Origin of the sequence: Saccharothrix ecbatanensis (assembly GCF_014205015.1) — a bacterium.
GTDB classification, from domain to species: domain Bacteria; phylum Actinomycetota; class Actinomycetes; order Mycobacteriales; family Pseudonocardiaceae; genus Actinosynnema; species Actinosynnema ecbatanense.
The window spans coordinates 8,361,856-8,374,306 of record NZ_JACHMO010000001.1 but is presented as its reverse complement, the minus strand read 5'-3'; the positions used below and the strand labels follow the sequence as shown (position 1 = coordinate 8,374,306).

General features: G+C 71.5%; 12 protein-coding genes. 5 read left to right on the top strand and 7 right to left on the bottom strand.

What is annotated here, in order from left to right:
• Window positions 1-96: 96 nt before the first annotated feature.
• A complete protein-coding gene (gene glgC, locus F4560_RS37105; protein WP_184927737.1) occupies window positions 97-1,311 on the bottom strand; it encodes a glucose-1-phosphate adenylyltransferase in 1,215 nt (404 codons plus the stop codon).
• 103 nt (window positions 1,312-1,414) lie between these two features.
• Between glgC and glgA the strand changes: the two genes are divergently transcribed.
• Window positions 1,415-2,572 (top strand): glycogen synthase, encoded by a 1,158-nt coding sequence (glgA, locus tag F4560_RS37100; RefSeq protein ID WP_184927736.1) that lies wholly within the window; start codon window positions 1,415-1,417, stop codon window positions 2,570-2,572.
• 1,307 nt (window positions 2,573-3,879) lie between these two features.
• Here glgA and F4560_RS37095 read toward each other — a convergent pair.
• Window positions 3,880-5,193 carry an MFS transporter gene (locus F4560_RS37095; RefSeq protein ID WP_184927735.1) on the bottom strand — a complete coding sequence of 438 codons (1,314 nt, stop codon included), beginning with the start codon at window positions 5,191-5,193 and terminating at the stop codon, window positions 3,880-3,882.
• Between the two features lie 56 nt (window positions 5,194-5,249).
• Between F4560_RS37095 and F4560_RS37090 the strand changes: the two genes are divergently transcribed.
• Window positions 5,250-6,116 (top strand): LysR family transcriptional regulator, encoded by an 867-nt coding sequence (locus F4560_RS37090; protein ID WP_246479072.1) that lies wholly within the window; start codon window positions 5,250-5,252, stop codon window positions 6,114-6,116.
• Here the strand turns inward: F4560_RS37090 and F4560_RS37085 are convergent.
• Entirely contained in the window at window positions 6,098-6,829 is a 732-nt protein-coding gene (locus F4560_RS37085) for a TetR/AcrR family transcriptional regulator (protein ID WP_184927733.1), read from the bottom strand. The two genes, F4560_RS37090 and F4560_RS37085, sit on opposite strands and share 19 nt — an antisense overlap.
• Window positions 6,830-6,980: 151 nt before the next feature.
• Between F4560_RS37085 and F4560_RS37080 the strand changes: the two genes are divergently transcribed.
• Window positions 6,981-7,844, top strand: coding sequence for a DUF4386 domain-containing protein (locus tag F4560_RS37080; RefSeq protein ID WP_184927732.1), 864 nt, complete (start codon window positions 6,981-6,983; stop codon window positions 7,842-7,844).
• 29 nt (window positions 7,845-7,873) lie between these two features.
• On the opposite strand, the gene F4560_RS37075 is transcribed toward F4560_RS37080, so the two are convergent.
• Together F4560_RS37075 and F4560_RS37070 are read right to left on the bottom strand one after the other, a co-directional pair.
• Window positions 7,874-9,340: a leucyl aminopeptidase family protein gene (locus F4560_RS37075; protein WP_184927731.1), complete on the bottom strand. Its 1,467-nt coding sequence runs from the start codon at window positions 9,338-9,340 to the stop codon at window positions 7,874-7,876.
• A 189-nt stretch (window positions 9,341-9,529) separates the two neighbouring features.
• Complete coding sequence (locus F4560_RS37070; RefSeq protein WP_012783412.1) at window positions 9,530-9,697, bottom strand: DUF3117 domain-containing protein; 168 nt, start codon at window positions 9,695-9,697, stop codon at window positions 9,530-9,532.
• Window positions 9,698-9,959: 262 nt separating this feature from the next.
• Between F4560_RS37070 and F4560_RS37065 the strand changes: the two genes are divergently transcribed.
• Together F4560_RS37065 and F4560_RS37060 are read left to right on the top strand one after the other, a co-directional pair.
• Window positions 9,960-10,739, top strand: coding sequence for a PaaX family transcriptional regulator (locus F4560_RS37065; RefSeq protein ID WP_184927730.1), 780 nt, complete (start codon window positions 9,960-9,962; stop codon window positions 10,737-10,739).
• Window positions 10,740-10,752: 13 nt separating this feature from the next.
• Window positions 10,753-11,532 carry an enoyl-CoA hydratase-related protein gene (locus F4560_RS37060; protein ID WP_184927729.1) on the top strand — a complete coding sequence of 260 codons (780 nt, stop codon included), beginning with the start codon at window positions 10,753-10,755 and terminating at the stop codon, window positions 11,530-11,532.
• Here the strand turns inward: F4560_RS37060 and F4560_RS37055 are convergent.
• Both F4560_RS37055 and F4560_RS37050 read right to left on the bottom strand, forming a co-directional pair.
• Window positions 11,519-12,088: a DNA-3-methyladenine glycosylase I gene (locus F4560_RS37055; protein ID WP_184927728.1), complete on the bottom strand. Its 570-nt coding sequence runs from the start codon at window positions 12,086-12,088 to the stop codon at window positions 11,519-11,521. The two genes, F4560_RS37060 and F4560_RS37055, sit on opposite strands and share 14 nt — an antisense overlap.
• Entirely contained in the window at window positions 12,075-12,440 is a 366-nt protein-coding gene (locus tag F4560_RS37050; RefSeq protein ID WP_184927727.1) for a DivIVA domain-containing protein, read from the bottom strand. Before F4560_RS37050 ends, F4560_RS37055 begins: the two co-directional genes overlap by 14 nt.
• Between the last annotated feature and the right edge of the window lie 11 nt (window positions 12,441-12,451).

The following is a 12,451-nucleotide window of genomic DNA, read 5'->3' as shown; positions in this document are numbered from 1 at the left end:
TTCGTCCATGTCTACGTCCTGGTCGGTCGGTCGTGGGCTCGGTCGGTCGTGGGCTCGGTCGGCCCTTGCCCAGTCGCCCCGGCCCAGTCGCCCACCTCAGTCCGCCGTGACGCCCTTCCCGAGCACGGTCACGCCACCGGACGACACGGTGTAGCGCTGCCGGTCCGTCGTCGGGTCCACCCCGATCAGCGCACCGTCGGGCACCACCACGTTCTTGTCCAGGATCGCCCGCCGCACCACCGCCCCGCGCCCGATCCGCACCCCCGGCAGCAGCACGCTCCCCTGCACCACCGACCCGGACTCCACCACCACGTCCGAACTGATCACCGACCCGTGGATCGTGCCGGAGATGATCGACCCCGGCCCCACCATCGAGTCCTCCGCGCTACCGCCCGCGATGAACTTCGCCGGCGGCAACGGCGGCGTCGCCGTCCGGATCGGCCACGCCTGGTTGTAGAGGTTGAACACCGGCCGCACCGACACGAGGTCCATGTGCGCCTCGTAGTACGCGTCGATCGTCCCCACGTCGCGCCAGTACCCGCGGTCCCGGTCGGTCTCGCCCGGCACGTCGTTGTCGGCGAAGTCGTAGACGTGCGCGCGCCCCTGGCCGACGAGCATCGGGATGATGTCGCCGCCCATGTCGTGGTCCGAGTCGGGATTGGCCGCGTCCGCCCGCAACGACTCCAGCAGCGCCTCCGTGGTGAACACGTAGTTGCCCATCGACGCGAACGTGACCTCCGGGTCGCCCGGCACGTGCGGCGGGTCCGACGGCTTCTCCAGGAACCGGGTGATCAGCCCGGACTCGTCGGAGTCGATGCACCCGAACGCCTTGGCCTCGGCGCGCGGCACCCGGATGCCCGCGACGGTGACGCCCGCGCCGGTCCGGACGTGCTGGTCCACCATCTGGCCCGGGTCCATCCGGTAGACGTGGTCCGCGCCGAAGACGATCACGTGCTCCGGCCGCTCGTCGTTGACGAGGTTCAGCGACTGGAAGATCGCGTCCGCGCTGCCGGTGTACCAGCGCGGCCCGAGCCGCTGCTGCGCCGGCACCGGCGTGACGTACTGGCCGAGCACGTTGGACAGCCGCCACGTGGTCGAGATGTGCCGGTCCAGGGAATGGGATTTGTACTGGGTGAGCACGCAGAGCTTCACGAAACCCGCGTTCACCAGGTTGGACAGCACGAAGTCCACCAACCGGTAGTTACCGCCGAAGGGCACCGCCGGCTTTGCCCGGTCGGCGGTCAACGGCCACAACCGTTTGCCTTCGCCACCGGCGAGGACAATTCCTAGAACATGCGGTTGCCCTTTCACAGCAGCGACACTAACCGGGTGAGCACCGGCCCACCAACGGCGAAGTAAGACGGACTCGCCCGGTTCACCCGGCTGCCCCCGCGCCGGGGTTACGGTGAGCGGCGTGCGAATTGGACTGCTGACACGGGAGTACCCGCCGGAGGTCTACGGCGGGGCGGGGGTGCACGTCGGTTTCCTGGTGCCGAGACTGCGCGAACTGGTCGACGTGGACGTGCACGCCTTCGGCGGGCCGCGCGCGGACGCCAAGGCGCACAACCCGGCGCACGGGCTGGAGCAGGCGAACGCCGCGTTGGCGACCCTCTCGGTGGACCTGGAGATGGCCGCCGCGCTGGGCGGGGCGCAGCTCGCGCACTCGCACACCTGGTACGCCAACATGGCCGGTCACCTGGCCAAACTGCTGCACGGCATCCCGCACGTGGTGACCGCGCACTCGTTGGAGCCGCGCCGTCCGTGGAAGGCCGAGCAGCTGGGTGGCGGCTACCGGATCTCGTCGTGGGTGGAGCGGACCGCGTACGAGGCGGCGGACGCGGTGATCGCGGTCAGCCAGGGCATGCGGACCGACGTGCTGGACTGCTACCCGGCGTTGGACCCGGCGCGGGTGCACGTGGTGCGCAACGGGATCGACACGACGGCTTACCACCCGGTTTCCGAGACCGACGCGCTGGTCCGGCACGGGATCGACCCGGACCGGCCGCTCGTGACGTTCGTGGGGCGGATCACCAGGCAGAAGGGCGTCGGGCACCTGGTCGCCGCCGCGCACCGGATCTCGTCGGACGCGCAGATCGTGCTGTGCGCGGGCGCGCCGGACACACCGGAGATCGCGGAGGAGACGCGGCTCGCGGTGGCGGAGCTGGCGGCGGCGCGGCCGGGGGTGTTCTGGATCCGGGAGATGCTCCAGCCGGCCGAGGTGCGGCAGATCCTGAGCCGTTCGACGGTGTTCGTGTGCCCGTCGGTGTACGAGCCGCTGGGGATCGTGAACCTGGAGGCGATGGCGTGCGGGACGGCCGTGGTGGCGTCCGACGTCGGCGGCATCCCGGAGGTCGTGGACCACGGGCGGACCGGGCTGCTCGTGCACTACGACGAGAAGGACATCGAGGCGTACCGGGTCGGGTTGGCCGACGCGGTGAACGAGGTGCTGGGCTCTCCGGAGCGGGCGGCGGCGTTCGGCGCGGCGGGGCGGGAGCGGGCGGTGGAGGAGTTCTCGTGGACGACGGTGGCCGAGCAGACCGTGGCCGTGTACCGGGCCGCCTTGGGAGCATGATCCCATCCATGTGACACCCGTCACATGAATATCTGGCAACCCCACAGTCCCGCCATCGCATGTAACCAGTAGAGGGGACTACTGGGGGGCAACATGCGGTGGCTCGTGCTCGTGCTCGCGTTGGTGGCCGGTGGGTGCGCGACACCCGCGTTCAGCGCCGAGCAGGTCGGGTTGACCATGGGCGGAAGCGCGGTGTTGGACGCGCCCGGCTTGCAGGCGCGGGCCGAGGCCGAGCTGAGCTACACGTTGTCGTTCGGGTACGTGGCCCGGACCGGCACCGACGCGGTGAGCTGCTGGTTCGCCCGGACGGGACCGGCGTTCGAGGTCGACACCCGGTTGTGGTGCGGTCCCGTGCAGGTGCCGGGCACGGCCGCCGCCACCGACTGGGTGCCGGTGCCGTTGAAGGAGGTCGAGCGGACCGGGGCCGGGATCCGGCTGGAGGTCCAACCGCCCCAGGTGCCCGCGCAGGGCTCGCGGAGCACGCCGGTGGGGAAGCTGGTGCGCACCGACGGGCGGGTGACGACGGCCGACCAGGGCGTCGGCAATGCCGGGCCCGACTTCCTGGCCGTGCTGCCGGACGAGGGCCAGGCGCTCGACCCGGCGTCCGCGACGGTGCGGGACGACCAGCTCGAACTCCAGGTGACGGGCTACTCGTCCCCGGCGGTGTGGCCGACGGCGGAGGGCGATCTGCGGGCCGAGCACGGGGTGGCGTTGCGGGTGCTGCGGCTGCGGGTGCTGCGGCACGGCGAGACGGACTTGGCGTTCCGGCAGACGCCGTGGCACCGCTGGCTGCCTCAGCCGCCGGAGCCGGCGCTCGACGTGCCGGGGCGGCGGCACCCGTTGCCGGCGGACCGGTTACCGGACGACGGGACGGTGCTGATCGTCTACACGGTGCCGGTCGCGGGTGGTCCGGGCGCGGGTGGTCCGGAGGCGCTGGTGCTCAACACCGTGGGGGCGAAGTCGCTGGAGCAGCGGGTCGCGGTGCCGTCCGGGCAGGTGGTCGGCGATGCTCCAGCGGTGCTGAGGCGTGCTCCCGGGCCGGAGACGATGTCGGTGTCGACGCCCGTGTCGGTGGGTGCGCCCGAGCAGGTCGGGTCGCTGGAGGTGGTCCGGGCGCGGTTGGGGCGGCAGCGGCCGGTGTGGTCCGAGGGGCAGTACGAGCTGGCCACGGCCGAGCCCGGGACGGCGCTGCTGGAGCTGCGGTTCAGGGGGCACGGGGTGCCGACCGTGGTCGGGTCGTGGCAGACGGCCGGTCTGCTGACCGTGGTGCTGCCCGACGGGAAGGTGGCGCGGCAGGTCGGCGCCCGCTACGGCGGTGAGACGTTCCCGGTGGCCGGCGTGTACGAGGTGCCGGAGGACGTGCGGTCGGTGACGTTCTCGGTGGCGCCTGGGACGGTGACGTTGCCGCAGCTCGGCACGGTCGCGGTCACCGGTGGCGCTGCGGTGGAGGTGCCACTCGACTTCTGACCGCTCTCCGACCTCTGGACCCTGTGCGCGGTGACAACCGCTGCCGCCGCCAACGCCAGCCACACCGTGATCAGGACGACCAGGCCGGTCCAGCCGTGCGCCTGGTACGCGGCGCTGCCCGCCGTGCCGCCGGTGCTGCTGCCGACGTAGAACGCGAACAGGTAGACGCCCGACGCCTGCCCCCGGACGTGCTCCGGAGCTCGCGCCCCCACCCAGCCGCTCGCCACGGCGTGGGCGGCGAAGAAGCCGCCGGTGAACAGGGTGAGTCCGACGGCGATGGTGATCAGGTTGTCCGGCAGGGTGATCGCGGCTCCCACGGCGGCGACGGCCAGCCCGGCGAGCGTGACGCGGGCGCGCCCGTGCCGGTCCGCGAGGCGGCCCGCAGTGGCCGACGTGCTGCCCGCCGCGTACGCGAGGTAGGCCAGCGCGGCGATGCCCGTGGACAGGCCCAGGTCGGTGGTGAGGCGGAAGCCGATGACGTTGAAGACGGAGATGAACGCCGCCACCGCGAGGACCGCGATCGCGTACTGGCAGAGCAGGACCCGGTCGGTGAGGGCGCCCTTGAGCGCGCTCGGCCGGCGTTCGGTGTCGCGGCCCTTCGGGAGAAGGAGGGCGGCGGTGATCGCGCAGGCCGCGCCGAACGCGCCGGCGATGGCCAGGGCGGTGCGCCACGACGTGCCGTCGGTGGTCAGTCCGGTGATGAGCCGCCCGAGCATCCCGCCCGCGCTGTTGCCCGCGACCAACGCGCCGATGGCCGCGCCGACCTGCGTCTTGTTCGCTTCCTGGGCCAGGAATGCCATGGCCGTCGCCGGGACGCCCGCCGTGGCGATGCCTTGCAGGGCCCGGGCGGCCAGGAGTGTTTCGTACGTCGGGGCCAGCGGCAGGAGCAGGCCCAGGACGGCGGCCGTGAGAACTGACCAGATGATCACCCGACGTCGGCCGACGCGGTCGGCGAGGGCGGCCATCGGGATGACCGCGAGAGCCAAGGCGCCCGTTGCGGCGCTGACGGTGAGCGAGGCTTCGGCCGGGGTGAGGCGGAATTCGGCCGCGATGTCGGGCAACACCGACTGCGGCGCGTAGAGCAGGGCGAACGTGGCCAGTCCGGTTGCGGCGACGGAGGTGGTGAGGCGGCTCGGAACACGGCGACTGGGCACGTCTACGACGCTAATCCATGCGTCCAATACGGTGGTTTGCCACAATCGATGCTGTGATGGATGAATTGGTGCCCAGACTGGCCGTGCTGCGGGCGTTGGCCGCGGACGAGCACGTCACGCACGCCGCCGAGTCCGTAGGCGTGCCGCAGCCCACGGTGAGCCGGTGGTTGGCCGCGCTGGGCACGTCGCTGGGTGCGCCGGTGGTAGTGAGATCCGGCCGGCGAGTACGCCTGACCAGGGCGGGCCGACTGCTGTGCGAGGCAGCGGACCGCGCGCTGGCGACCCTGGAAGCCGGCCACCGTGCCGCCGCCGAGGAGGTTTCACCCGAACGCGGCCAGGTAGCGCTGGGCTTCCTCCACCTGTTGGGCAGGTCGGTGGTCCCGGCCCTGGTCAGCGGCTTCCGCGAGTCCCACCCGTCAGTGCGATTCCGCCTGGTCCAGAACTCACGCCAGGACATCCTGAACCACCTGGTCAACGGCGTGGTGGACCTGGCCCTGGTCTCGCCGCCGCCCACCGACGCCACGTTCGCCCACGCCGTTCTCCGCGAGGAAGAGCTGATCCTGGTGGTCCCGCCGGGCCACCGACTGGCCGGTCGCCCGTCGGTGCGGGTGGCGGAGCTGGCGGGCGAGGACTTCGTCGGCCTGGAACCGGGTTACGGCCTGCGGCAGATCACCGACGACCTGTGCGCCGAAGCCGGGTTCACCCCCACCCTGGCCTTCGAAGGCCAGGAAACCGAAACCGTCCGGGGCCTCGTCGCGGCGGGCCTGGGCGTAGCGCTCCTCCCCCACGCCGACTCCCCGTCCGGCCTCCCGGAAATCCCGCTGAATCCCCGCGCGGCACGGGAAATCGCCCTGGTCTGGGTGGCCGACATCCCTCTCCCACCGGCTGTCCGCGCGTTCCGCGATCACGCGCTGGGCGTCTGAGCACCCGCTCCACCCGGTGCCCCGCCCTCGGGAATCCACCTGGCGAGGGCGTCGAGGATCACGCCGAGGCCGAACTCGAACTCGTCGGCGAAGTCGTTGCCGGGTTGGAGGACGTGGTCGGTCGCCATCTCCAGCAGGTACGGGTAGTCGTCGGCGGAGAGCTGCTGGGCGATGTTTTCGGTGACTTCGGCGGCGGTGTCGGGGCCGTGGAAGGGCAGCGCGGCCTCTTGGACGGCGAACCCGTACACGTAGCTGTCGAGCAGGGCGTAGGCGTGGGCGGTCATCGCCACCGTGAAGCCGCCTCGGCGCAGGGTGCCGATCGTCGCGTTGTGGTGTCGCAGCGTCGCGGGGCCGGGGGTGGCCCGCGACTCCAGCAGCCCGATCGCCCACGGGTGGCGTCCGAGCACCTCGCGCGCCGAGGTCGCCCGCCGGTGCATCTCCCGGCGCCAGTCGCCGCCGGGTGAGGGCAACTCGATCTGGCTGAAGACGAGGTCGACGATCCCGTCCAGGATCTCGTCCTTGTTGGCCACGTGGTGGTAGAGGGACATCGGCTTGACCCCCAACTCGCCCGCGAGCGAGCGCATCGTCAGCGACCCGAGGCCTCCCGCGTCGACGATCGCGACGGCGGCGCGCAGCACCCGTTCCCGACTGAGCGCCGCCCGGCCATCTCCTACCCGGCCGCCCCGTGCTCGGTCGCTGACGTGGTCGGACATCCGGACTCCTCACTGGGCAACACGACTGGCAACACGACTGGATCACACCATTGGGCCACACGATCGGGTGACATGTTCGTACTTAGTACGTTACCGTGCGCCTTACTAAGTACGGGAACGGGCCCGATCGCCCGCGATGGAGGGAAGATCCATGTCATCGAGAGCCATCGGACGAACCATGGGCGCCTTGTTCCTGCTGGCGTTCGTCGCATACGCCGGAGGCGGCGCCCTGATCGGCGCGGAGTCGGGAGGCGGCAGCGGCGACCTGCCCGACTACCTGCCCGACTACCTGGCCGACTACCTGGCCGACGTCGCCGACAACCCGACGCGGATCGCGGCGGGTGCGCTGTTGATGTTGATCAACTCGGCCGCCGTCGTCGGCATCGGCGTGCTGGCGTTCCCCGTCCTGAAGCCGCACAGCGAGATCTCCGCGCAGGCCTACCTGATCGGCCGCGCGGTGGAGGCGGCGCTGCTGGCGGTCGGGGTCGTCTTCCTGCTGCTCCTGGTGCCGCTCGCCCGGGAGCACGCGAGCGCGGGCGGCGCGGCTGGCGCGGCCGGGTCCGACGCGGGGTCAGACGCCGGATCGGCGCTGGCCGGGGTGGCGCGGGTCGTGGTGGCCGGCAACCACTACAGCTACCAGATCGCGATGATGTCCGTCGCGATCGTCGGCGTGGTGTTCTGCCGAGTCCTGTTCCGCGCGCGACTGGTGCCGCGCTTCATGGCGGTCTGGGGACTGGCCGGGTACGCCGTCTTCCTGGTCGGTGCCGTTCTCGAAGTGTTCGGGTACGGGGTGGGCGTGGTGCTGGCCGTTCCCGGTGGGCTCTTCGAGATCGCCTTGGGAGTCCTGCTCATCGTGCGGGGGTTCCCGGTGGCTCGGAGCGGTGGTGCGGCTGGTGGTGGTGAGGCTGGTGGTGGTGAGGCTGGTGGTGGTGGGGCTGGTGGTGGTGGGGCTGGCGATGTCCAGGATGGCGGTGGTCGGCGGGTTGGGTTCCTCGTTTCAACCGAGGGACCGTAACGGTGTTTCCGTACATTTTCGGGCCATGATCACCCGATCGTGTTCGCCGAGGCCTGCGTGCGGGCGTAGGTCTCGGCCAGTTCTATCAGGGTCCGCGCGGCGAAGCCCGTCGCGCCTGCCACCACCTCGTCGTACACCTTGTCCGCCCGCGCCGGACCGGCGATGTCCAGGTGCGCCCACGGAACATTGCCGGTGAACTCGCGCAGGAACAGCGCCGCCGTAATCCCACCCGGCCCCGGCGGGCACTGCCGCACATCGGCGATGTCGCTCCGGACGTCCTCCGCCAAGTCCTCCAACAACGGCATGCGCCACCAGCGCTCGCCGACCTCCACCCCGGCCTCCGCAACGCGGGCCGCCAGGTCGTCGTCCGTGGCGAACAGGCCACCGGTGCGCAGACCCAGCGACACCTTCATCGCACCGGTCAGGGTGGCGACATCCACCAGAACGTCCGGCTTCAGGTTGCGAACGGCATAGGCGAGGGCGTCTGCCAGGACGATCCTGCCTTCGGCGTCGGTGTTCGTCACCTCGGTGGTGATTCCACCGTATTGGGTGATCACGTCACCCGGTCGGTAGGCCGTGCCGGACACGTGGTTCTCGGCGGCGGGCACGAGGCCTGTCACTCGAACGGGCAGGCTCTGCTTGGCGATGCCCACCAGGGCCGCGATCACGGCCGCGCCGCCGGACATGTCCGTGCGCATCAGGTGCATGCCGTCGGCCGGCTTGATCGAGATCCCACCGGTGTCGAACGTGATGCCCTTGCCCACCAGCACCAGGTGCGGCTGGCCGGCGTCCGTCCCCGGCCACGTCAGCTCGATGAACCTGGGCGGACGCGCCGAACCGCCGCCCACGGCCAGCACACCGCCGAACCGCTGCTCGGCCAGCCACTTCTCGTCCCGGACCTCCACCTGGAGCCCCGGCACCGCACGCCCGGCCTTCACCGCCGCCGCGGCCAGCCAGGACGGATCCTTCACATTTGACGGCATGTTCGCCAGATCACGGCTGAACGACGTCGCCGCCGCCAGCGTGTTCGCCTTCCGCACGACCTCCGCGAACGCCGGATCCCCGGCCACCAGGCGCATCGACTTCACCCGCTTGGGCGGTTCCTCCCCGGTCACCTTGAACCGGTACCCGCCCACCGCCGCACCCAGCGTGAACGCCGCCACCGCACCCGCTGTCACGTCCTCCGGCAACCGCACGTCGAACGTCGTCCCACCGGACTTCTCCGCGTCGGCGTGCAGCGCCCGCACCAGCGACGCCCCCGCCTTGCGCCAGTCACCCGGCGCACCGTCACCAACCCCCACCACCCACGTCCGCCCCTGCCTGGACGTCGCCCCCGCCTTGCCACTCACCTCGGCCACGTCCACGTCCAGGTCCTCCGCGCCCGGCCCGAGCCGGACCGGGTCGCCGGGGAACGCGACGAGCACCGCGGGCACACCTCGCCGGAGGGTGTCGGCCACCTCGACGGTGACCAGCGGGGTGGGCAGGGGTGCTCGCACGGAAGACCTCCGAAGGGCCGAACAGGGGCGAAAAACGGGTCAAAAAGTCGAATAAAGGCCGATAAACGGGTGTCAAGGCCGGTCAAGAACAAGATCTGTCAAGCCCGGGTGACCGGGCGCGTCGTGACGTAGCGATGCCCCGGTTCCACAGTGGAAACCGGGGCCTCGACGCTTTCTCGGTCCGGCTGGTCAGCCGGCGGCTGCCTTGAGGGCATCGCCCAGGGCGTTGGCCTCATCCGCCGACATCTCGACGACGAGGCGCCCACCACCCTCGAGCGGAACGCGCATCACGATGCCACGCCCCTCCTTGGTCACCTCGAGGGGACCGTCGCCGGTCCGGGGCTTCATGGCCGCCATCGCGTGCTCCCTCCGTCAACATCTTCCCCGTCCGACCAGGGCCGGATACGGGACCCATTCTCCCCTATGCGGACTCGGCAGCGAAACCGAACCGATCTTTCCGGCCCGCCGGGTGCCAGTTGGCGATCTTCACGAAGCCGCCGACCACAGCCAGGATCACCGTGCCCCAACGACTTTCGTACCCACCGCCGATCGTCACCCGGTCGTGACCCTTTACGGCTCTGTGGCGTGTCGCGGGGTCGCCCTGACAGACTCGGCTCTCGTGCGAGCCCGTTCCGCGCTCTTCGACGTCTACGGTGGCCACCTCCGCGAGCGGGGTGGCGCCGCGACGATCGCCGCGCTCGTCCGGTTGCTGGAGCCGCTGGACTTCGCCGCGCCCGCCGTGCGCACCGCCGTGTCGCGCACGGTCCGGCAGGGCTGGCTCGAACCCGTCCGCCTGCCGGACGGCCCCGGCTACGCGATGACACCCCGCGCGGAACGGCGGCTGGACGAGGCGGCGGCCCGCATCTACCGCACCCGGCCGTCCACCTGGGACGGTCGGTGGCACGTGGTGGTGCTGGAGGAGCTGCCCGCCCGGGAGGCACGCGACCGGCTCGCCTCCTCGCTGCAACTGCTCGGCTACGGCGCGCTCGGCCCGGTGACGTGGATCGCACCGCGCCCCTCCCCGGAACTCGCGGACGTGCTGGCCGGCGAGGGTGTGCGGGCGAGCACGTTCCTCGGCGAGCACGAGGGCGACCCGGCGGAGCTGGCGGCACGCGCGTGGGACCTGGCGACGCTGGGGCGCGACTACGCCCGGTTCGTGGCCGAGTGGGAGCCCTTGGTGTCCGCTGTGGACGGTACGTCGCCGGCCGAGGCGTTCGCGGCGTCGCAGCGGTTCCTGCACGCCTGGCGCAAGTTCCTGTTCCGCGATCCCGGCCTGCCGCGCGAGCTGCTGCCCGCCGACTGGCCGGGCACCGACGCGGCCGAGTTCTTCGACCGGCACACCAACCGCCTCGCGCCCGCGGTGGCCGCGTTCGTCGACGACAGCCTTGCCCATCACTGACCGGAGGTCCCCCGTGTCCGAACTCCTCATCGACGACGCTGACGGCGTTCGCACCTTCACGCTCAACCGGCCCGAGTCGTTCAACTCGTTCACGCTGGCGCTGAAGGAGCGGTTCCTGGAGGCCGTGGTCGAGGCGGCCGAGGACGACGAGGTGCGCGCGGTGGTCGTCACGGGCGCCGGGAAGGCGTTCTGCGCGGGTCAGGACCTGAAGGAGCACATCGCGCTGCTGGAGGCGGGCGACCCGGCGCCGCTGAACACGGTGGAGAAGCACTACAACCCGTTGGTCAAGGCGATCGTGGGCATGCCGAAGCCGGTCATCGCGGCCGTGAACGGCATGGCGGCGGGTGCGGGCGCCTCGCTGGCCTTCGCGAGCGACCTGCGGGTGGCCGCCGCGGGCGCGAAGTTCCTGATGGCGTTCGCCAACGTGGGCCTGACCGCCGATTCGGGCGCGTCCTGGACGCTGCCGCGGCTGATCGGGCACGGCCGGGCGATGGAGATGATGCTGCTCGCGCAGCCGGTGGGCGCGGAGGAGGCGTTGCGGATCGGCCTGGTGGGCCAGGTCGTGCCGGACGCCGAGGTGCTGTCCACGGCGCAGGCGCTGGCCCGGAAGCTGGCCGCCGGGCCGACCACCGCCTACGCCAAGATCAAGGAGGCGATGGCGTTCACCGGCGCGCTTGAGGCGGCGCTGGAGGTGGAGGCCCGCACGCAGGCGGAGGCGGGCGCCACGGCGGACCACCGGGAGGCGGTCGCCGCGTTCGTGGCCAAGCGGAAGCCCGGCTTCACGGGGCGGTAGAGGCGGCGGTGGCGCGGAAGCAGGTCGCGATGTGGTCGTCGACCATGCCCGTGGCCTGCATCAACGCGTAGCAGGTGGTGGGGCCGAGGAACACGAAGCCGCGGCGCTTCAGCTCCTTGGCCATCGCCTTCGACTCGGGTGTGACGGCGGGCACGTCGGCGATCGTGGCGGGCCGTTCGTGGTGCTCGGGGGCGAACGACCACAGCAGGTCGTCCAGCGGCACGTCCAGCTTGGCGATCGCGCGGGCGTTGTTGATCGTCGCGTTGATCTTCGCCCGGTTGCGGACGATGCCCGCGTCGGCCATCAGCCGGTCGAAGTCGTCCGACCCGAACTCCGCCACCACCTCGGGCACGAAGCCCGCGAACGCGGTCCGGAAGTTCTCCCGCTTGCGCAGGATGGTGATCCAGGACAGGCCGGACTGGAACGACTCGAGCGACATGCGTTCGAACATGGCCGTCTCGCCGTGCAGCTCGACGCCCCACTCGGTGTCGTGGTACTCGACGTAGTCGGGCGTGCTCTCGCCCCACGGGCACCGCGCGAGGTCAGGCCGGGTCACGTTCGGGCTCCAGCACCCGCTCGGGTTCGGCTTCGGCTTCGGCTTCGAGCTGCGGGCTCGTCCCCAGCTCGGCCTCCAGCTCGTCGACCCGGCCGCGCAGCCGCTCGACCTCGCCGGCCAGGCGCTCGAGCACCCAGTCCACCTCGGTCATCTTGTAGCCGCGCAGGACCTGCTGGAACTTCAGGTCGCGCACGTCGTCGGGGGTCACGTCCTCGGCCGGGAGCCGGGTCGGCGACGCGCCGGGCGGCAGCGGGGCCAGTTCCTCGCCGCGCCCGAACACCAGCGCGGCCAGCAGGAACACCACGGCCGCCACGAGTGCCATGACGACTATGTAGATGAGCGCTGAGGTCACGACACGATCGT